This is a genomic window from Saccharothrix deserti (assembly GCF_009769385.1).
GTDB classification, from domain to species: domain Bacteria; phylum Actinomycetota; class Actinomycetes; order Mycobacteriales; family Pseudonocardiaceae; genus Actinosynnema; species Actinosynnema deserti.
In genome coordinates this window covers 1-19,783 of record NZ_ML775966.1, presented here as the reverse complement: position 1 = coordinate 19,783, position 19,783 = coordinate 1, and the positions used below count along the sequence as shown (strand labels likewise).

General features: G+C 70.4%; 19 protein-coding genes. 14 read left to right on the top strand and 5 right to left on the bottom strand.

Features of this window, described 5'->3' with window-relative positions; genetic code table 11:
* The first annotated feature begins 63 nt into the window (after window positions 1–63).
* The 3 genes from pheS to FM051_RS11175 all read left to right on the top strand — a co-directional run bounded on the left by pheS (window position 64) and on the right by FM051_RS11175 (window position 4,414).
* Window positions 64–1,131 carry a phenylalanine--tRNA ligase subunit alpha gene (pheS, locus tag FM051_RS11185; RefSeq protein ID WP_158842869.1) on the top strand — a complete coding sequence of 356 codons (1,068 nt, stop codon included), beginning with the start codon at window positions 64–66 and terminating at the stop codon, window positions 1,129–1,131.
* Window positions 1,132–1,134: 3 nt separating this feature from the next.
* Window positions 1,135–3,612, top strand: a complete 2,478-nt coding sequence (pheT, locus tag FM051_RS11180) for a phenylalanine--tRNA ligase subunit beta (RefSeq protein WP_158842868.1) — start codon at window positions 1,135–1,137, stop codon at window positions 3,610–3,612.
* Window positions 3,613–3,916: 304 nt separating this feature from the next.
* Window positions 3,917–4,414, top strand: a complete 498-nt coding sequence (locus FM051_RS11175; RefSeq protein WP_158842867.1) for a hypothetical protein — start codon at window positions 3,917–3,919, stop codon at window positions 4,412–4,414.
* Here the strand turns inward: FM051_RS11175 and FM051_RS11170 are convergent.
* A complete protein-coding gene (locus FM051_RS11170; protein WP_420803585.1) occupies window positions 4,411–4,704 on the bottom strand; it encodes a DNA alkylation repair protein in 294 nt (97 codons plus the stop codon). The two genes, FM051_RS11175 and FM051_RS11170, sit on opposite strands and share 4 nt — an antisense overlap.
* Window positions 4,705–4,821: 117 nt before the next feature.
* Between FM051_RS11170 and sthA the strand changes: the two genes are divergently transcribed.
* The gene (gene sthA, locus FM051_RS11165; protein WP_158842865.1) at window positions 4,822–6,234 is read left to right on the top strand and encodes a Si-specific NAD(P)(+) transhydrogenase; all 1,413 of its coding nucleotides are present in this window, start codon (window positions 4,822–4,824) and stop codon (window positions 6,232–6,234) included.
* 4 nt (window positions 6,235–6,238) lie between these two features.
* Here sthA and FM051_RS11160 read toward each other — a convergent pair whose 3' ends face one another.
* Both FM051_RS11160 and FM051_RS11155 read right to left on the bottom strand, forming a co-directional pair.
* Window positions 6,239–6,877 carry an HAD family hydrolase gene (locus FM051_RS11160; RefSeq protein ID WP_238412312.1) on the bottom strand — a complete coding sequence of 213 codons (639 nt, stop codon included), beginning with the start codon at window positions 6,875–6,877 and terminating at the stop codon, window positions 6,239–6,241.
* Between the two features lie 212 nt (window positions 6,878–7,089).
* Complete coding sequence (locus tag FM051_RS11155) at window positions 7,090–7,284, bottom strand: hypothetical protein (protein ID WP_158842864.1); 195 nt, start codon at window positions 7,282–7,284, stop codon at window positions 7,090–7,092.
* A 119-nt stretch (window positions 7,285–7,403) separates the two neighbouring features.
* On the opposite strand from FM051_RS11155, the gene argC reads away from it, so the two are divergent.
* The 9 genes from argC to FM051_RS11110 are packed head-to-tail and all read left to right on the top strand — an operon-like array spanning window position 7,404 to window position 16,303.
* The gene (gene argC / locus FM051_RS11150; protein ID WP_158842863.1) at window positions 7,404–8,420 is read left to right on the top strand and encodes an N-acetyl-gamma-glutamyl-phosphate reductase; all 1,017 of its coding nucleotides are present in this window, start codon (window positions 7,404–7,406) and stop codon (window positions 8,418–8,420) included.
* On the top strand, window positions 8,417–9,589 hold the full coding sequence (gene argJ / locus FM051_RS11145; RefSeq protein ID WP_158842862.1) for a bifunctional glutamate N-acetyltransferase/amino-acid acetyltransferase ArgJ: 1,173 nt from the start codon (window positions 8,417–8,419) through the stop codon (window positions 9,587–9,589). Before argC ends, argJ begins: the two co-directional genes overlap by 4 nt.
* Window positions 9,586–10,479 carry an acetylglutamate kinase gene (argB, locus tag FM051_RS11140; RefSeq protein WP_158842861.1) on the top strand — a complete coding sequence of 298 codons (894 nt, stop codon included), beginning with the start codon at window positions 9,586–9,588 and terminating at the stop codon, window positions 10,477–10,479. The genes argJ and argB overlap by 4 nt, the downstream gene beginning before the upstream one ends.
* A complete protein-coding gene (locus FM051_RS11135) occupies window positions 10,476–11,672 on the top strand; it encodes an acetylornithine transaminase (RefSeq protein ID WP_158842860.1) in 1,197 nt (398 codons plus the stop codon). The genes argB and FM051_RS11135 overlap by 4 nt, the downstream gene beginning before the upstream one ends.
* Window positions 11,672–12,598: an ornithine carbamoyltransferase gene (gene argF / locus FM051_RS11130; RefSeq protein WP_158842859.1), complete on the top strand. Its 927-nt coding sequence runs from the start codon at window positions 11,672–11,674 to the stop codon at window positions 12,596–12,598. The genes FM051_RS11135 and argF overlap by 1 nt, the downstream gene beginning before the upstream one ends.
* Window positions 12,595–13,113 (top strand): arginine repressor, encoded by a 519-nt coding sequence (locus FM051_RS11125; RefSeq protein ID WP_158842858.1) that lies wholly within the window; start codon window positions 12,595–12,597, stop codon window positions 13,111–13,113. Before argF ends, FM051_RS11125 begins: the two co-directional genes overlap by 4 nt.
* Window positions 13,106–14,302 carry an argininosuccinate synthase gene (locus FM051_RS11120; protein ID WP_158842857.1) on the top strand — a complete coding sequence of 399 codons (1,197 nt, stop codon included), beginning with the start codon at window positions 13,106–13,108 and terminating at the stop codon, window positions 14,300–14,302. Before FM051_RS11125 ends, FM051_RS11120 begins: the two co-directional genes overlap by 8 nt.
* The gene (argH, locus tag FM051_RS11115; RefSeq protein ID WP_158842856.1) at window positions 14,299–15,690 is read left to right on the top strand and encodes an argininosuccinate lyase; all 1,392 of its coding nucleotides are present in this window, start codon (window positions 14,299–14,301) and stop codon (window positions 15,688–15,690) included. The genes FM051_RS11120 and argH overlap by 4 nt, the downstream gene beginning before the upstream one ends.
* Entirely contained in the window at window positions 15,674–16,303 is a 630-nt protein-coding gene (locus tag FM051_RS11110; RefSeq protein WP_158842855.1) for a DNA-3-methyladenine glycosylase, read from the top strand. Before argH ends, FM051_RS11110 begins: the two co-directional genes overlap by 17 nt.
* A 329-nt stretch (window positions 16,304–16,632) precedes the next feature.
* Here the strand turns inward: FM051_RS11110 and FM051_RS11105 are convergent, their stop codons facing one another.
* Both FM051_RS11105 and FM051_RS11100 read right to left on the bottom strand, forming a co-directional pair.
* Complete coding sequence (locus FM051_RS11105; RefSeq protein ID WP_158842854.1) at window positions 16,633–17,154, bottom strand: EF-hand domain-containing protein; 522 nt, start codon at window positions 17,152–17,154, stop codon at window positions 16,633–16,635.
* 222 nt (window positions 17,155–17,376) lie between these two features.
* On the bottom strand, window positions 17,377–17,853 hold the full coding sequence (locus FM051_RS11100) for a hypothetical protein (RefSeq protein ID WP_238412310.1): 477 nt from the start codon (window positions 17,851–17,853) through the stop codon (window positions 17,377–17,379).
* A gap of 93 nt (window positions 17,854–17,946) precedes the next feature.
* Between FM051_RS11100 and tyrS the strand changes: the two genes are divergently transcribed.
* On the top strand, window positions 17,947–19,221 hold the full coding sequence (tyrS, locus tag FM051_RS11095; RefSeq protein WP_158842853.1) for a tyrosine--tRNA ligase: 1,275 nt from the start codon (window positions 17,947–17,949) through the stop codon (window positions 19,219–19,221).
* Window positions 19,222–19,783 lie beyond the last annotated feature (562 nt).

The window sequence follows — 19,783 nt, the reverse complement described above, 5'->3', positions numbered from 1 at the left end:
CTGCTCCGCATGCCGTGCGGAGGGCTGACCACCTGTGTCCGTGACGGGAGCTGTCCACCAACCATGTCCGGAGCCAACGACCCGTACGACCCCAAGCAGGTCGCGGCGCTCTCCCCGGAAGCGCTCGACGCGGCGGTCGAGCAGGCTCGTGAGGCGTTCGCGAAGGCGGCCGACCTCGACGAGCTGGCCGCCGTGAAACCGGGCCACCTGGGCGACCGCTCGCCGATCCTGCTGGCCCGCCGCGAGATCGGCGCGCTGCCGCCGGCCGCGAAGGCCCAGGCGGGCAAGCGGGTGAACGAGGCGCAGAACGCGGTCAAGCTCGCGTTCGAGGAGCGCCGCGCCCGGCTGCAGGCCGAGCGCGACGAACGGGTGCTGCGCAAGGAGTCGGTCGACGTCACGCTGCCGTGGGACCGGGTGCCCCGCGGCGCCCGCCACCCGATCTCGACGCTCGCCGAGCGCATCGCCGACGTGTTCGTGGCCATGGGCTACGAGGTCGCCGAGGGCCCGGAGCTGGAGACCGAGTGGTTCAACTTCGACGCGTTGAACTTCGGCAAGGACCACCCGGCGCGCACCATGCAGGACACGTTCTACGTGGCCCCCGCGGACTCGGGCCTGGTGCTGCGCACGCACACCAGCCCGGTGCAGGCGCGCACCCTGCTGGACCGTGACCTGCCGGTCTACGTGGTGTGCCCCGGCCGCACGTTCCGCACCGACGAGCTGGACGCCACCCACACCCCCGTGTTCCACCAGGTCGAGGGCCTGGCCGTGGACAAGGGCCTGACCATGGCGCACCTGAAGGGCACGCTCGACGCGTTCGCCCGCGCCATGTTCGGCGAGGACTCCAAGACCCGGCTGCGGCCGAGCTTCTTCCCGTTCACCGAGCCGTCCGCCGAGGTGGACGTGTGGTTCCCGGAGAAGAAGGGCGGCGCGGGCTGGGTCGAGTGGGGCGGCTGCGGCATGGTCAACCCGAACGTGCTGCGCAACTGCGGTGTCGACCCGGACGTGTACTCAGGGTTCGCGTTCGGCATGGGCCTGGAGCGCACGCTGCAGTTCCGCAACGGTCTGCCCGACATGCGCGACATGGTCGAAGGCGATGTCCGCTTCACCCAGCCATTCGGAACGGAGGCCTGACCGGTGCGCATTCCGGTTACCTGGCTGGTCGAGAACCTCGAGTTCGCCGAGACCCCCACGCCCGACCAGCTCGCCGAGGCGTTCGTCCGGATCGGCATCGAGGTCGAGGACGTCCACGAGCTCGACTCCGTGACCGGCCCGCTCGTCGCGGGTCGCGTGGTGGAGATCGAGGAGCTGACCGAGTTCAAGAAGCCGATCCGCTACTGCCAGGTCGAGGTCGGCCCGGACCAGGTCAACGGCATCGTCTGCGGCGCGTCGAACTTCCAGGAGGGCGACACGGTCGTGGTGGCGCTGCCCGGCGCGGTGCTGCCCGGCGACTTCACCATCTCCGCCCGCAAGACCTACGGCAAGACCAGCAACGGCATGATCTGCTCGGCCCGCGAGCTGGGCCTGGGCGACGACCACGCGGGGATCATGGTGCTGCCCAGCGGCACCGCGCAGCCCGGTGACGACGCGATCGAGCTGCTGGGCCTGGGCGACACGGTGATCGAGGTCGCGCCGACCCCGGACCGCGGCTACGCGTTCTCGGTGCGCGGCCTGGCCCGTGAGATCGCCTGCGCGTTCGACGTGCCCTACCGCGACCCCGGCCTGGCCGAGGTGCCCGAGGGCGAGGGCGAGGTGCTGCCCGTCCGCATCGAGGACAGCTCCGCGTGCTCCCGGTTCGTGGCCCGCCGCGTCAGCGGTGTCGACCCGACCGCGCCCACGCCGTGGTGGATGCGCCGTCGGCTGATGCTGGCCGGTATCCGGTCGATCTCGCTGCCGGTGGACGTCACCAACTACGTGATGCTGGAGCTCGGCCAGCCGCTGCACGCGTTCGACGCGCAGTCCGTGCAGGGCGGCCTGGTGGTGCGGCGCGCGGTGGCCGGCGAGAAGCTGACCACGCTGGACGAGCAGGTCCGCGCGCTGGACCCGGACGACATCGTGATCGCCGACGACAGCGGCGTGATCTCGCTGGCTGGTGTGATGGGCGGCGCGAGCACCGAGGTCGGCGCCACCAGCTCGGACATCCTGCTGGAGGCGGCGAACTGGGACCCGGCGTCCATCGCCCGCACGGTGCGCAGGCACAAGCTGCCCAGCGAGGCGGCGAAGCGGTTCGAGCGCACGGTGGACCCGGCGTTGGCGCCGGTCGCCCTGGAGCGCGCGGCACGGCTGCTGGACATGTTCGGCGACGGCAGCATCAAGCCGGGCCGCACGGACGTGGGCACGCCGGTGCTGCCCGCGCCGGTGACGATGCCGATCAACCTGCCGGACCGGGTCGCCGGTGTCCGCTACGCGCGTGGCGTGAGCGCGCGCCGGCTGGGCCAGATCGGCTGTCAGGTCGAGGTCACCACCGGTGACGACGGCGCGACCATGGTCACCGCGGTGCCGCCGACGTGGCGCGCGGACCTGACCCAGCCCGCCGACCTGGTGGAGGAGGTGCTGCGGCTGGAGGGGTACGACACGATCCCGTCCACGCTGCCGCCCGCGCCCGCCGGTCGCGGGTTGACCGAGCAGCAGCGCCGTCGCCGCACGGTGTCGCGCGCGTTGGCGGAGGACGGGTTCGTCGAGGTCAAGCCGTTCCCGTTCGTGGCGCCGTCGGTGTTCGACGCGCTGGGGCTGCCCGCGGACGACGTGCGGCGCAACACGGTGAGCGTGTTGAACCCGCTGGAGTCGGACAAGCACGCGCTGGCCACCACGCTGGTGCCGGGGCTGCTGGAGACCGTGCAGCGGAACCTGGCGCGCGGTCAGAAGGACTTGGCGGTCTACACGATCGCGCAGGTGACGTTGCCGCGCACGCAGCAGGCGCCGGTGCCGGACGTCGGCGTGGGCGAGCGGCCGTCGGACGCGCAGGTGGCGTCGTTGCTGGCGGCGTTGCCGCAGCAGCCGGTGCACGTGGCGGCCGTGCTGGCGGGTCACCGCGAGCACGCCGGCTGGTGGGGCAAGGGCCGGCAGGCGGACTGGGCGGACGCGGTGCAGGCCGCACGGCTGGTCGGCCAGGCGTACGGCGTGGAGCTGACCGTGGTCGCGTCCGACCTGGCGCCGTGGCACCCCGGTCGGTGCGCGGAACTGCGGGTCGGCGACTGGCCGGTGGGCCACGCGGGTGAGCTTCACCCGAAGGTCGTGGAAGCGCTGGGGTTGCCGAAGCGGACCGTGGCGATGGAGTTGGACCTCGACGCGTTGCCGCTGACCGACAACCGGCCCGCGCCGATCGTGTCGGCGTACCCGCCGGTGCTGCTGGACGTGGCCGTGGTCGTGCCGGTGGAGGTGCCCGCCGAGCAGGTGGCGCGGGTGCTGCGCGGCGGCGGTGGGGCGCTGCTGGAGGACATCCGGCTGTTCGACGTCTACACCGGCGACCAGGTGGGCGAGGGCAAGCGGTCGCTGGCGTACTCGTTGCGGTTCCGCGCGCCCGACCGCACGCTGACCGTGGAGGAGGCGACGGCGGCGCGTGACGCGGCCGTGGCCGCCGCGGCGGAGCGGTTCGGCGCCGTGCTGAGAGGCTGAGGCAGGGTCCTGGACCCGCATTGGTGCGGGTCCAGGATTACGCCGCCCGAGTGAATCATTCGGCGGCGATTAGTGTGAACGTGCTGATCAGCGTGCGCCCCGTGACGTGTCAAGGGGTACAAAGGCCCGTTTTTCCGGGCCGGCAGGGTCCTTGCGCACCGGTTGAACGTTCTCCAAGATTGGCTTCGCGGCCCGCTGGGCCGAGGGGCGAAGCGATGAACCGCCGGGCGAGTCTGGTCGCCGGTCCGACGGGGAGCTAGCGGCGAAACCACCGCCTGGAGTCGCAATCGAGTGAGGTTGACTCATGCGCAGCTTGGGCCCGCGGATGGAAGTCGCCGTAGCCATGACCATCCTCGGCGTGGGTGCCGCCGTGGTGGCTGCCATGCACCTGACCTGGCCTGAACCCGAACTGCCCGCCATGGCGTACGCGGTGAGCGGCGGTGAGGCCGGGGTGTCGGACCTGAAGCCGTTCGAGATCAACGACATCTCCGGTGCCGCCGTCGAGTTGACGCCGGGCAGCGAGGGTGCGCGTCTGGTGCGGTTGTCGAACCCGAACAGCGTGGACATCGTGGTGTTGACGCTGCAGGCCGTGCCGGGGCAGCCGTTGGACGAGGCGCACAACCGGGTGCCGGACTGCCCGTCCGGTGTGCTGACCGTGGCGCCGATGCCGGAGCCGGTCACCATCCCGCCGGCGGGGTCGGTCGAGGTGGAGATGGTCGTGCAGATCGCGCACGACGTGCCGGAGGCGTGCAAGGACCTCGTGTTCCCGCTGACCTACTCGGGCCGGGCCGCGCGCGGCTAGATGTGCTTCAGGGCCTCGCGTTTCGACAGGCCCGACAGCGCAGGGTGCTCCTCGACGAACGCCCGCACCCATCCCGGGTCCACCCGTGAGTGCTGGCGCGCCGCGACCCACTCCTCACGCGACCCGAACGGGTGGGCCGCGAAGATCGCCTTCAGCGCCTGGGCGCGCACCGGCTTGGGCACGCCGAGGAACGGCATGTCGGACTTCATGTACCGCTGCATCTCCGGCGCTTTCACCGGACCGGCCACCGCGGCCGGCCCGCTCCGAATCGCCACCCCGAGTCCGCCCACCACGCCACCGTAGAGCGCTCGGGTGTGCAACGCTTCGGGCATGAGCGAGCCGGCGAGCGAATCATTCAACACAGGGCGCGTCGCTCTTGCCACGCCGAGCGCCAGCGAGGTGTGCGCATGAGCGAGTACGACTACGACCTGGTCGTGATCGGGTCGGGCCCCGGTGGGCAGAAGGCGGCCATCGCGGGGGCCAAGCTGGGCAAGCGGGTCGCCATCGTGGACCGGCCGGACATGGTGGGCGGTGTGTGCGTGAACACCGGCACCATCCCGTCGAAGACGCTGCGCGAGGCGGTGATGTACCTGACCGGGATGAGCCAGCGCGACGTCTACGGCGCGAACTACCGGGTCAAGCAGGACATCACGATCTCCGACCTGCTCGCCCGCACGCAGCACGTGATCGGCCGCGAGGTCCAGGTCGTGCGCGCGCAGCTGCACCGCAACCAGGTCGACCTGCTCTCCGGCACAGCACGCTTCCTCGACCCGCACACGATCGCGGTGGACGGGACGAACCGCGGCGAGCACCACGCGGTCACCGCCGCGCACGTCGTGATCGCCACCGGCACCCGTCCCGCCCGACCGGACCAGGTCGACTTCGACGAGGAGCGGGTGCTCGACTCCGACGAGGTGCTGGCGTTGGAATCGATCCCGTCGTCCCTGGTCGTGGTGGGCGCGGGCGTGATCGGCATCGAGTACGCGTCCATGTTCGCCGCGCTGGGCAGCCGGGTGACGGTGGTCGAGCAGCGCGACCGGATGCTCGACTTCTGCGACCCGGAGATCGTGGAGTCGCTGAAGTTCCACCTGCGCGACCTCGCGGTGACGTTCCGGTTCGGCGAGAAGGTCGTCAACGTCGACGTGTCCGAGACCGGCACGGTGACCACGCTGGCCAGCGGCAAGCGCATCCCGGCCGCCGCGGTGATGTACTCGGCGGGACGGCAGGGCAACACCGAGGCCCTCGACCTGCACAACGCGGGCCTGGAGGCGGACCACCGCGGCCGGCTGGCGGTGGACGAGCGCTACCGCACGCCCGTCGAGCACATCTACGCCGTCGGTGACGTGATCGGCTTCCCGGCGTTGGCCGCCACGTCCATGGACCAGGGCCGGCTGGCCGCCTACCACGCGTTCGGCGAAGAGGCGCGCGAGCTGGCCTCGCTCCAGCCGATCGGGATCTACACCATCCCGGAGATCTCGTACTGCGGCGCCACGGAAGCCGAGCTGACGGCGTCAGCCGTGCCGTACGAGGTGGGCCTGGCGCGGTACCGGGAGCTGGCGCGCGGCTCGATCGTCGGTGACGCCTACGGCATGCTCAAGCTGCTGGTGTCCACTGTGGACCGCAAGCTGCTCGGCGTGCACCTGTTCGGCACGGGTGCGACCGATCTCGTCCACATCGGGCAGGCGGTCATGGCGTGCGGCGGCACGGTCGACTACCTGGTGGACACCGTCTTCAACTACCCGACCCTGTCCGAGGCGTACAAGGTGGCCGCCTTGGACGCCACGAACAAGATCCGCGCTCTGGAGCGTTTCGGGGCCTGAGCGCTCAGGCTTCGGGCACCACGAGATTCGTGACGAGGTGCAGGCGGGCGTCGTGGACGTCCCGCAGCGGCGGGACGAGCAACGTCGGCATGCCGACCTGGACGCCCGCGCCGTCGTGGGTGGCGCGGTCTCCGACCATCAGCGTCTCGTCCGGCGTGGTGTCGAGCTCGCGCAGCGCCAGGCGGAAGATCGCCGGATCGGGCTTCACCACACCGTGTTCGAAGGACAACACGAACGAATCGACGGGCAGGTCGCCGAACGCCGGCCGGATGTCGAAGTGGATGTCGCTCAGCACCCCGATCCGCACGCCGTCGGCGTGCAGCTTCCGCAACGTCGGCTCGACGTCCACCGCGAACGGGTTGAACGCCGGGTCGCCCTCCACCGCGTACAGCGAATCGGCCAACTCCTGGTCCAGCCCGGCCACCCGGAACACCTCGTAGTACGTCTCCCGGTGCAGCGCGGCGTCCGCGTCCACGCCGGGCGCGTCCATCCGCTCCAGGTCCAACCGGGTCCGCACCTCGGCGGCGAGGCCGACGTCCCGCCCGATCCGCCGCAACGCCTCCTCGATCCACCCCGTGAAGGTGGGGGTCAGCACCAACGTCCCCCGCCAGTCGAAGATCACGGCCCGCAGCCGGTCCGACATCGACCCACACTCCTCGTTCGTCACGGTGAGTAGTGCACGACTCACTCAGCTGAAGGCTGCCGCATCACTCCGGCAGGTGGCTACCTTTCCAGGACCCGACGCAGGACCCCGACGCTGGGAGGCCTGCATGGCCGCGGTAGGCGGCGAGGGTGTCGGCGAGGAGCGCGCGCACGTCCGCGTCCGGGTGGTCGAGCGGATTGGACGATCGCCGGTCAGCGGCGCCTGGACGTGCTGTGGCCGAGGCCGGCGATGATCGTCAGCACCAACCCGACGAAGAACACACCGAAACCGAGGCCGACGTTGCCCGACTTCGGGGCCGGGGCGGCGGCTCGGCTGTCGACAGGGCTGATGACCTGGCCGCTGTCGAGGTCGTGCCCGGATGAGTGGTCGTGCGGATCGTCCTGCATCGATGTCCCCCCGTTCCCGCAGGACAAAGGGATAGCACGGCGGATCGTGCGGACAGGCCCGTTCGCGGAAGTCCGAACACAGGTTGAGTGAGTTTGCATCAGCGTGCATACTTATCCGCATGACGGTACGGATCGCGGTCGCGGGGGCCAGCGGGTACGCCGGGGGTGAGGTGCTCCGGCTCCTGCTCGGGCACCCGGACGTGGAGATCGGCGCGTTGACCGCCGGCGGCAACGCGGGCTCGATGCTGCTCGCACACCAGCCGCACCTGCTGCCGCTGGCGGACCGGGTGCTGGAAGAGACGACCGCCGAGACCCTCAAGGGGCACGACGTCGTCTTCCTCGCCCTGCCCCACGGTCACTCCGCCGAGATCGCCGCGCAACTCGGCGACGACACCCTGGTCGTCGACTGCGGCGCGGACCACCGGCTCACCGACCCCGCCGCCTGGGAGCGCTGGTACGGCGGCACGCACGCGGGCAGCTGGCCGTACGGCCTGCCCGAGCTGCCCGGTCAGCGCGACGAGCTGCGGAACACGAAGAGGGTCGCCGTACCCGGCTGCTACCCGACCGTGTCCTCGCTGGCCCTGGCCCCCGCGATGGGGCTGGTCGAGCCCGAGGTGACCGTGGTGGCCGTCTCCGGCACGTCCGGCGCGGGCAAGTCGCTCAAGACCAACCTGCTCGGCTCCGAGGTCATGGGCTCGCTCAGCGCCTACGGCGTCGGCGGCGCGCACCGGCACACGCCGGAGATCACCCAGAACCTCTCCAAGGTGGCCCAGGAGAACATCAAGGTCTCCTTCACCCCGGTCCTGGCGCCGCTGCCGCGTGGCATCCTCGCCACCTGCTCGGCAACCCTCAAGAACGGCGACGAGGACGTCCGCGCCGTCTACGAGAAGGCGTACGCCGACGAGCCGTTCGTGCACCTGCTGCCGGAAGGCCACTGGCCGACCACGGGCGCGGTGCTCGGCTCGAACGCCGTGCAGCTGCAGGTCACCGTCGACCGGGACCTGAACCGGCTGGTGGTGGTCGCCGCCATCGACAACCTGGCGAAGGGCACGGCGGGCGCCGCGGTGCAGTGCATGAACCTGGCACTCGGCCTGCCGGAGACGACCGGGCTGTCGACCGTGGGAGTGGCGCCGTGAACCGCGACAAGGGAGTGACCGGCCCCAAGGGCTTCAAGGCCGCCGGTGTGGCGGCCGGTATCAAGGCGTCCGGTGCGCTGGACCTGGCCTTGGTCGTCAACGAAGGGCCTGGTCAGGCCGCCGCGGGCGTGTTCACGACCAACCAGGTGAAGGCCGCGCCGGTGCTGTGGTCGCAGCAGGTGCTGAAGGAGCGCAAGCTCGCCGCGGTCGTGCTCAACTCCGGTGGCGCGAACGCGTGCACCGGCCCCGAGGGCTTCCAGGACACGCACGCCACCGCCGAGAAGGTCGCCGAGGTGCTGCAGGTGGGCGCGATCGAGGTCGCGGTGTGCTCCACCGGTCTCATCGGCGAGCGGCTGCCGATGGACAACCTCAAGGCGGGCGTGGAGAAGGCGGTCCGGGAACTCGACTCCGCCGACCAGGCCGGCCTGAACGCCGCCACCGCCGTGATGACCACCGACACGCACCCCAAGCAGTCCTGGGCGAGCCACCCGGACGGCTGGTCCGTGGGCGGGTTCGTCAAGGGCGCGGGCATGCTGAACCCGAACATGGCCACCATGCTCAGCGTCCTCACCACCGACGCGGTGATCGACGGCGATGCCCTGGACGCGGCCCTGCGCGCGGTCACCGCCAAGACCTACGACCGGCTCGACGTGGACGGCGGCACGTCCACCAACGACACCGTCCTGGTCCTCGCCTCGGGCGCCTCCGGTGTCACGCCGACCGCCGAGGAGTTCGCCGGCGTCCTCACCGCCGTGGCGCACGACCTGGTCAAGCAGCTCCAGGGTGACGCGGAGGGCGTGACCAAGGAGGTCTCGATCACGGTCAACGGCGCGCTCACCGAGGCCGAGGCGGTGGTCGTCGCCAAGACCGTCGCCGAGGACAACCTGGTCAAGACCGCGCTGTTCGGCTCGGACCCGAACTGGGGCCGGATCGCGATGGCCGTCGGCCGCTCCCAGGCCACCGTGGACCAGCACAAACTCGGCATCGCGATCAACGGCGTGACGCTGTTCGAGGACGGCCACAAGGCCGCCGACCGCAGCGAGGCCGACCTGTCCGGCCGCGACGTCGAGATCGTGATCGACCTGAACCTGGGCGACGGCACGGCGACCGTGCTCACCACCGACCTCTCGCACGCCTACGTCGAAGAGAACAGCGCGTACAGCTCATGACGACACCGCAGGCCAAGGCCGGAATCCTCATCGAGGCGCTGCCGTGGTTGCAGCGCTTCCGGGGCGCGATCGTGGTCGTCAAGTACGGCGGCAACGCCATGGTGGACGACGAGCTGAAGCGCGCGTTCGCGCAGGACATGGTGTTCCTCAAGCTCGCGGGCCTGCACCCGGTCGTGGTGCACGGCGGCGGCCCGCAGATCGCCGCGATGCTCAAGCGGCTCGGCATCGAGAGCGAGTTCCGCGGCGGCCTGCGCGTCACCACGCCGGAGGCGATGGACGTCGTCCGCATGGTGCTGGTCGGGCAGGTCCAGCGGGAACTCGTCGGCCTGATCAACGAGCACGGCCCCCTCGCCGTTGGCCTGTCCGGCGAGGACGCCCACCTGCTGACCGCCGCACGCCGACCGGCCATCGTGGACGGCGAGCCGGTCGACATCGGCCTGGTCGGCGACATCGTGGACGTCAACCCGGACGCCGTGCTGGACATCGTGCGCGCGGGCCGCATCCCGGTCGTCTCCACGGTCGCGCCGGACGTCGACGGCGTGGTGCACAACGTCAACGCCGACACGGCGGCGGGCGCGGTGGCGGTGGCGCTGAAGGCCGAGAAGCTGGTCGTGCTCACCGACGTCGAGGGCCTGTACGCGGACTGGCCGGACAAGAGTTCGCTGCTGCACCAGGTGGACGCCGAGCGGTTGGAGAAGATGCTGCCGGACCTGGACAGCGGCATGGTGCCGAAGATGGAGGCCTGCCTGCGCGCGGTGCGCGGCGGCGTCCCCGAGGCACACGTGATCGACGGCAGGCTCGCGCACTCGGTCCTGCTGGAGGTCTTCACCTCCGAAGGTGTCGGAACCATGGTTACCGCAGGCGATCGAACTGGGGCGGACGAGGCATGAGCGACAAGCAGCATCAGCAGCGGTGGCAGGCCGCGATGATGAACAACTACGGCACGCCCGGTCTGACCCTCGTCCGCGGCGAGGGCGCGCACGTGTGGGACGCCGACGGCAACCGGTACCTCGACCTGCTCACCGGTATAGCGGTCAACGCGCTCGGTCACGCGCACCCGGCGATCGTGGCCGCGGTGACCGAGCAGATCGGCCGGATCGGCCACACCTCCAACCTCTACATCAACGAGCCCGCGCTGAAGCTCGCCGAACGGCTGCTGGACCTGTCCGGTGTGGACGGTGACGGCCGGGTGCTGTTCTGCAACTCCGGCGCGGAGGCCAACGAGGCGGCGTTCAAGCTGAGCCGCCGCACCGGCCGCACCAAGGTCGTGTCCACCGACGGCGGGTTCCACGGCCGCACCATGGGCGCCCTGGCGCTGACCGGCCAGCCCGCGAAGCGCACGCCGTTCGAGCCGCTGGTGCCGGGTGTCGTGCACGTCCCGTTCGGTGACGTGGCGGCCCTCGAAGCCGCGATCGACGACGAGACGGCCGCGTTCATCGTGGAGCCGATCCAGGGCGAGAACGGCGTGGTCGTGCCGCCCGAGGGCTACCTCCAGGCGGCCCGCCGGATCACCTCCGAGCACGGCGCGCTGCTGATCCTGGACGAGGTGCAGACCGGCATCGGCCGGTTGGGCACCTGGTTCGCGTTCCACCAGGTCGGGATCGTGCCGGACGTGATCACCCTGGCCAAGGGCCTGGGCGGCGGGCTGCCGCTGGGCGCGTGCATCGCCGTCGGCCCGGCCAAGGACCTGTTCGAGCCCGGACACCACGGCACCACGTTCGGCGGCAACCCGGTGTGCTGCGCCGCCGCGCTCGCGGTGCTGGACACGATCGCCGCCGACGGCCTGCTGGAGCACGCCGCCGCGGTCGGCAAGGAGATCGCGACCGGTGTCGAGGCGCTGGACCACCCGCTCATCTCCGGTGTGCGGGGCGCCGGCCTGCTGCTCGGGATCACGCTGCGCGAGGCGGTCTCGGCGAAGGCCGCGGCGGCCGCGCAGCAGGCCGGTTATCTGATCAACCCGATCCAGCCCGACGTCATCCGGCTGGCGCCGCCGCTGGTGCTGGAGGAGGCCGACGCCCACCGGCTGGTGGCCGACCTCCCGTCGTTCCTCCCGTCCACCGAGCCGACCGGTCAGGAGCCGTGATGGTGCGCCACTTCCTGCGTGACGACGACCTCACGCCCGAGGAGCAGGCCGAGGTCCTCGACCTCGCCGACAACTACAAGGCCGACCGGTTGAGCGCCAAGCCGCTGGCCGGGCCGAAGTCCATCGCGGTGATCTTCGAGAAGAACTCGACCCGCACGCGGCTGTCGTTCGAGGTGGGCATCGCCCAGCTCGGCGGCAACCCGGTGATCATCGACGGCCGGTCCATGCAGCTCGGCCGCGAGGAGACCATCGAGGACACCTCCCGCATCCTCTCCGGGTACGTGGACGCGGTGGTGTGGCGGACGTTCGCGCAGAAGCGCGTCGACGCGATGGCGTCCGTCTCGCGCGTCCCGGTGATCAACGCGCTGACCGACGAGTTCCACCCGTGCCAGGTGCTCGCCGACCTCCAGACCATCCGGCGCGTGCACGGCAAGCTCGCCGGCCTCACCGTCACCTACCTGGGCGACGGCGCGAACAACATGTCCCACTCGATGCTGCTCGGCGGCGTCACGGCGGGCATGCACGTGCGGATCGCCGCCCCCGAGCTGTTCCAGCCGCTGCCGTGGGTGCTGGACGACGCCCGCAAGCGCGCCGCGGACACCGGCGGCTCGGTCCAGGTCGTCGAGGACCCGCGTGAGGCCGTGGACGGCTCGGACGTGCTGGTCACGGACACGTGGACGTCGATGGGCCAGGAGAACGACGGCCGCGACCGGATGCGCCCGTTCCGGCCGTACCAGCTGAACGCCGACCTGGTCGCCGCGACGGGCGTGAAGACGACCGTGCTGCACTGCCTGCCCGCGCACCGCGGCCAGGAGATCACCGACGAGGTGCTGGACGGCCCGAACAGCGCGGTGTGGGACGAGGCGGAGAACCGCCTGCACGCCCAGAAAGCGCTGCTGGTGTGGTTGTTGGAGCAGACGGCATGACCCGGACCGCGCGGCAGGCCCGCATCGTCGAACTGGTCGCCCAGCGCGCCATCCGCAGCCAGTCCGAGCTGGCGAAAACGCTTGCGGTGGAAGGCATCGAGGTCACCCAGGCCACGCTGTCGCGCGACCTGGACGAGCTGGGCGCGGTCAAGCTGCGCGGACCCGACGGCGGCGCGCCCGTCTACGTCATCCCCGAGGACGGCAGCCCGGTGCGCGGCGTGCAGGGCGGCACGTCCCGCCTCACCCGGGTGCTCAACGAACTGCTGGTGTCGGTGGACCACTCCGGCAACCTGGCCGTCCTGCGGACCCCGCCCGGCGCGGCCCAGTTCCTGGCCAGCGCGCTGGACCGGGCCGCGCTGAACGACATCGTCGGCACCATCGCGGGCGACGACACCATCCTCGCCGTGGCGAGGGAACCGCTCACCGGAGCGGATCTGGCGGCCCGCGTGAACGCGCTCGCCGCGGGCCACGACCAAGGACGCCAGGACCAAGGACAAGGAGAGACTCATGAGTGAGCGGGTCGTTCTCGCGTACTCCGGTGGGTTGGACACCTCCGTCGCCATCGGCTGGATCGCCGAGGAGACCGGCGCCGAGGTCGTCGCCGTCGCGGTGGACCTCGGTCAGGGCGGCGAGGACCTGGACACCATCCGCAAGCGGGCACTGGACTGCGGCGCGGTCGAGGCCGTCGTCGCCGACGCCCGCGACGAGTTCGCCGACCACTACTGCCTGCCCGCGCTGCAGGCCAACGCCCTCTACATGGACCGCTACCCGCTGGTGTCCGCGCTGTCACGTCCGGTGATCGTCAAGCACCTGGCCGAGGCCGCGAAGTACCACGGCGCGACGACCGTGGCGCACGGCTGCACCGGCAAGGGCAACGACCAGGTCCGCTTCGAGGTCGGCATCGGCGCGCTCGCGCCCGACCTGAAGGTGATCGCGCCGGTCCGCGACTACGCGTGGACCCGCGAGAAGGCCATCGCGTGGGCCGAGGACCGGAACCTGCCGATCGACGTGTCGAAGAAGTCGCCGTACTCGGTGGACCAGAACGTGTGGGGCCGCGCGGTGGAGACCGGGTTCCTCGAGGACATCTGGAACGCGCCCGTCGAGGACGTCTACTCCTACACGCAGGACCCGGCCGAGCCGCGTGACCCGGACGAGCTGGTCATCACCTTCGACAAGGGCGTGCCGGTCGCCATCGACGGCGAGACGGTGACCGTGCTCCAGGCCGTCCAGGAGCTGAACCGGCGGGCGGGCGCGCAGGGCGTCGGCCGGCTGGACATGGTCGAGGACCGGCTGGTCGGCATCAAGTCGCGCGAGATCTACGAGGCGCCGGGCGCGATCGCGCTGATCACCGCGCACCAGGAGCTGGAGAACGTCACCCTGGAGCGCGACCTGGCCCGCTTCAAGCGGCAGGTCGAGCAGCGCTGGGGCGAGCTGGTGTACGACGGCCTGTGGTTCTCGCCGCTCAAGTACGCGCTGGACAGCTTCATCCAGAACACCCAGCAGCACGTCACCGGCGAGATCCGGATCGTGCTGCACGGGGGGCGCGCGGTCGTCACCGGCCGGCGCAGCGAAGAATCGCTGTACGACTTCAACCTGGCCACCTACGACGAGGGCGACACGTTCGACCAGTCGTTGGCCAAGGGCTTCGTCCAGCTGTGGGGCCTGCCGAGCAAGATCGCCGCGAAGAGGGATTTGGGCAAGTGAGTTCACTGTGGGGTGGCCGGTTCGCCAGTGGTCCGGCGGACGCGATGGCCTTGTTGTCCGCGTCGACGCACTTCGACTGGCGGCTCGCGCCGTACGACATCAGGGGTTCCCGTGCGCACGCCCGCGTGCTGCACCGCGCGGGCCTGCTGACGGCCGACGAACTGGACCGGATGCTGGCGGCGTTGGACACCCTGGAGGCCGATGTCGCTTCCGGGACGTTCACGCCCACGTTGGCCGACGAGGACGTGCACACCGCCCTCGAGCGCGGCCTGATCGAGCGCGCCGGGGCCGAGCTGGGCGGCAAGCTGCGCGCCGGGCGGTCCCGCAACGACCAGGTGGCCACGCTGTTCCGGATGTGGCTGCGCGACGCGGCCCACCGGGTGGCCGCGGGCGTGCTGGACGTGGTCGAGGCGCTGGCGGACCAGGCTGCGGCGCACGCCACCGCCGTCATGCCCGGCCGCACGCACCTCCAGTCCGCGCAGCCCGTGCTGCTGGCGCACCACCTGCTCGCGCACGGGCAGGCGTTGCTGCGGGACGTCGACCGGCTGCACGACTGGGACAAGCGGACCGCCCTGTCGCCGTACGGGTCGGGCGCGTTGGCCGGGTCGTCGCTGGGGCTGGACCCGGCGGCGGTGGCGGCCGAGCTGGGCTTCGACGGGCCGGTGGAGAACTCGATCGACGGCACCGCGTCGCGGGACTTCGCCGCCGAGATGGCGTTCGTGCTGGCCATGATCGGGGTGGACCTGTCCAGGATCGCCGAGGAGGTGATCATCTGGACGACCGCCGAGTTCCGGTTCGCGGTGCTGGACGACGCGTGGGCCACCGGCAGCTCGATCATGCCGCAGAAGAAGAACCCGGACGTCGCCGAGCTGACGCGCGGCAAGTCCGGTCGGCTCATCGGCAACCTGACCGGGTTGCTGGCGACGTTGAAGGCGCAGCCCCTGGCGTACAACCGGGACCTGCAGGAGGACAAGGAGCCGCTGTTCGACTCGGTCGAGCAGTTGGAGCTGCTGCTGCCCGCGTTGGCCGGGATGATCGCCACCATGCGGTTCGACACCGAGCGGATGGCCGCTCTGGCACCGGCCGGGTTCACGTTGGCGACGGACATCGCCGAGTGGCTGGTGCGGCAGGGCGTGCCGTTCCGGGTGGCGCACGAGGCTGCGGGTTCGTGCGTGCGGGCGGCCGAGGCGCGTGGCGTCGGTCTGGAGGACCTGACCGACGAGGAGTTCGCCGGCATCTCGCCCGCGTTGACGCCGGACGTGCGTAGCGTGTTGACCGTGGAAGGTTCCATCGCGTCCCGTGACGCCCACGGCGGTACCGCGCCCGACCGGGTCGCCGAGCAGTTGAAGAGGTTGCGCGACAAGGTTTCCGTTGCCCGACACGCCTAGGCAGCTCACCGAGCAGGAGCTCGCGGTCGACCCCGTCGACGCCGCGCGGCTCCTGCTCGGCAGCGTGATCGAGTCGACCACGCCCGAGGGGGTGGTGGGTGTGCGGATCGTGGAGGTCGAGGCGTACCGGGGCGGCGACGACCCGGCGTCCCACTGCTATCGCGGACGGACACCGCGCAACGACGTCATGTTCGGGCCGGCGGGTCGCCTGTACGTGTACTTCGTATACGGAATGCACTTCTGCGCGAACGTGGTCTCGCTGACCGACGGCGTGCCCGGTGCCGTGCTGCTGCGTGCCGGCGAGGTCGTGACCGGCACTTCGCTCGCCCACACCCGCCGCTCATCCGCCCGCAGCCACGCCGAACTGGCCAAAGGCCCGGCGCGCCTGACCGGCGTCCTAGGCCTGGACCGAGCCCACAACGGCGTGAACCTCACCGACGCCGACGCCTCCGTACGCCTACTGGCCAGCGACCCTGTGGACCCGACCGACATCCGCACCGGCCCCCGCGTAGGCGTCGCCGTCGCGGTCGACGTCCCGTGGCGCTTCTGGCTGGACTCACCCGCCGTGAGCACCTACCGCCGAGGCACCCGCCGAACCCGCCTCACCTTCTAACCCCACGCGAGAGTCGAACCCCCGCGTCCCGAGAGTCGAACCCTCAACCCCCGTGTGTCCTACGTTCAGGATGCGTGTGTCCTACGTTCAGGACCCCTGAATTCAACACTCAGAACAGGCGAGCCTTCCGCCCGGACGCCATGAATCCGCCACTCAGGCACCCAAACTCCCTGGTCACAGCCCTGTGGGCTCTCGGTAGGCCGACTCGCAGGCCTGAGTGTGCAACTCACGTGTTCCGAACGTAGGACACACCTGACCTGAGCGTTCGACTCTCGGCACCTGGGGGTTCGACTCTCGGAGGTGAAGGGCGGGTCGCGGGGCGGGCGGGGTCAGATTTCGCCGAAGACGTGGGTGCCGGGGGCGTTGGCGTCGTCGCCTGCCCAGAACTCGACCCAGTGCTGGACGAACTCGGACTTCGAGATCGAGCCGTCGCCGTCCAGGTCCAGGCGGGCGAAGACGGCGTCGGTCGGCGCGTCGTTGCCCGTCCAGGCGTGGATCATGCGGGCGTACTCGGGCGCGGACACCTGGCCGTCGCCGTCCTCGTCCACCGCCTCGAACATCGACTCCGCCGTGGCCACCACGAGGTCGAGCATGGTGCCGAGGTTGCCCACCACGCTCAGCACCTCGTCCAGCGTGGCCTTGTCGTCGCGGTCCTGGTCGGACGCCGCACGCAGCGCGTCCCACCAGCCCATCATGATCTCCCGCAACCGCTCCTGCTCGTCCGCGCCCCGGATCTGCACCCACCGGTCCGTCAGCGCCTCGAAATCGGCCCGCTCGAGGAACCCGTCGCCGTTCACGTCCATCGCGTCGAACACGATGGAGGTCTTCTTCCGCTGCAAGTCGCTGGCCACGAAAGCAAACTTGGCCGGGGAACGCGACGAGGACAATTGACCAGCTGGGGCATACCGGAGTGCGCCCGAGTGAACGCCTTGGTGACGGTCGGTAGTGCCAAGGTGAGCAACATGGGTAGATCGACGCGTTCGCGGCCGTGGTGGCCGGACACATGGGCGTGGTGCCCAGCCGCGTCCCGACCACACCCGCCGCTGAGCATCCAGGACTAACACCATCCAGGACTAACGCACCGTCCGCCGGTACCAGACCCGCCGCTCATCGGTCGGCAACGCGACGCGCGTGATGATGTTCGTCAGCACCGCCCCGATCACCAGCCACAACAGCGCCGCCAGCCCGTCGTTGAACAACGCCCGCAGACCCGCGTTCGCCGGCGTGAACAGGTCCCGCAGGCCCAACGACACGGCCGCCGACCACGAGTCGATCAGCTGCGCGAACCCGTTCGCCGGGTTGGCGCCACCGATCACCAGGAAGATGTGGATCGCCAACACGATGGCGAACAACCAGCACAGCACGTCGATCACGGCGCACACGACGCGCACCGCCCGCACCGGCCCGTCACCGCGTTCGACAACCTCCTCCTGCCGGTACGGCGCCTCGGGCGGCGGCGTGAACTCGGTGGGCGCGAACTCGGTGGGACGGTCAACGGGAGGCCGGCCGGGACGATCAGCGGGACGTCGGTTGCGATCCGGGTAGGTCATCGCTGCGGTCCTCTCATCAGAGCCCCTTGGTCGACTACCCGGCATCGACACCGGCTCAAACTGCTTTGACCAGGTAGAGGAGAATGGCCTCCCGTGAGCGAGCACATCCTCGATGAGCTGTCCTGGCGCGGCCTGATCGCGCAGTCCACCGATCTCGACGCACTGCGGAAGGATCTCGACGCCGGCCCGCTCACCCTCTATTGCGGGTTCGACCCCACCGCGCCCAGCCTGCACGCCGGCAACCTCGTCCCGCTGCTCATGCTGCGCCGCTTCCAGCGCGCCGGGCACCGGCCGATCGTCCTCGCGGGCGGCGCGACCGGCATGATCGGCGACCCGCGGGACAGCGCGGAACGCGCGCTCAACCCGCTGGACACCGTCGCCGAGTGGGCCGGCCGCATCCGCGGCCAACTGGAGCGGTTCGTCGAGTTCGACGACAGCCCCACCGGTGCGATCGTGGCCAACAACCTCGACTGGACCGGCAACGTCTCGGTGCTGGAGTTCCTGCGGGACGTCGGCAAGCACTTCTCGATCAACGTCATGCTGTCCCGCGAGACGGTCAAGCGCCGCCTCGACGGCGAGGGCATGTCGTACACCGAGTTCAGCTACCTGCTCCTGCAATCGCACGACTACCTCCAGCTCAACCGGAAGTACGGCACCCGGCTCCAGGTGGGCGGCTCCGACCAGTGGGGCAACATCATCGGCGGCGTCGACCTGGTCCGGAAGGTCGACGGCGGGTCCGTGCACGCGCTGACCGCGCCGCTGGTCACCGACGCCGACGGCCGCAAGTTCGGCAAGTCCACCGGCGGCGGCAACGTGTGGCTCGACCCGCAGATGACCTCGCCGTACGCCTGGTACCAGTACTTCGTGAACGTGGGCGACGCCGACGTGCTCCGCTACCTGCGGCTGTTCACCTTCCTGTCGCAGGACGAGATCGCCGAGCTGGAGCGGCAGACCGCCGAGGCGCCGCACCTCCGGGCCGCGCAGAAGAAGCTGGCCCAGGAGTTCACCGACCTGGTGCACGGCGAGCACGAGACCAGGCAGGTCATCGCGGCGAGCCAGGCCCTGTTCGGCCGGGGCGAGCTGCGCGAGCTGGACCTGTCGACGTTGGAGGCCGCGATGGCGGAGGCGCCGACCGGCGAGGTGCGCCTGGCCGACGCGCCCACGATCGTGGATCTCCTGGTCAGCTCCGGGCTGGCGGACAGCAAGGGCGCGGCGCGGCGCACCGTGAAGGAAGGCGGCGCGTACGTGAACAACGCGAAGGTCACCGATGAAGAGTGGGTGCCCGCGAAGGAGGACCTGCTCCACGGATCGTGGCTGGTCGTCCGGCGCGGCAAGCGCAACACCGCAGGGGTGCGCGTGCAGGTCTGACCTGCACGAACAGGCTCCAGCAGAGCCAGGTCGAAGGCCGCCGGTCCCGCGAGGACCGGCGGCCTTCGTGATCTCTGGGTGTGATCGCGGTCACACTGTTGCAGGCGGATCGGGTCGGATAGCGTGGAGTCGACTGCGGCACGGGCTGCTGACCTGCGGTTTCAGCCTGTGGTGTGGTGTTGCGCCCCCGATTTGACCTCGGGTTCGGGTGCGTGTAACTTTCTCCATGTCAGCGCGGAACGGGCCGGGAAGTCGGAACGGAGCGCGACGGGCCACGAACCAAGCTCCCATCTAGGTGGTAGAGTGGGTGGCCGTGAAACGGAAGACCCAGTCGGGGCTCGTCTGAGCCGTCACGACCAGGGCGTCTAGTTTCAAACAACAAGCTTTGCGGAATCACAAGCCTCGGATCGAGCCGCGTCGAGCGGTGAGTGATGATGAGCGCGTGTTCTTTGAGAACTCAACAGCGTGCCGAATAGCCAGTAAATTGTATGAACCTCGTCAAGAGGTTTTCCTTTGAGATTGTTACTGGACAACTGACATTATTGTCAGTGTTGTTCGGAGC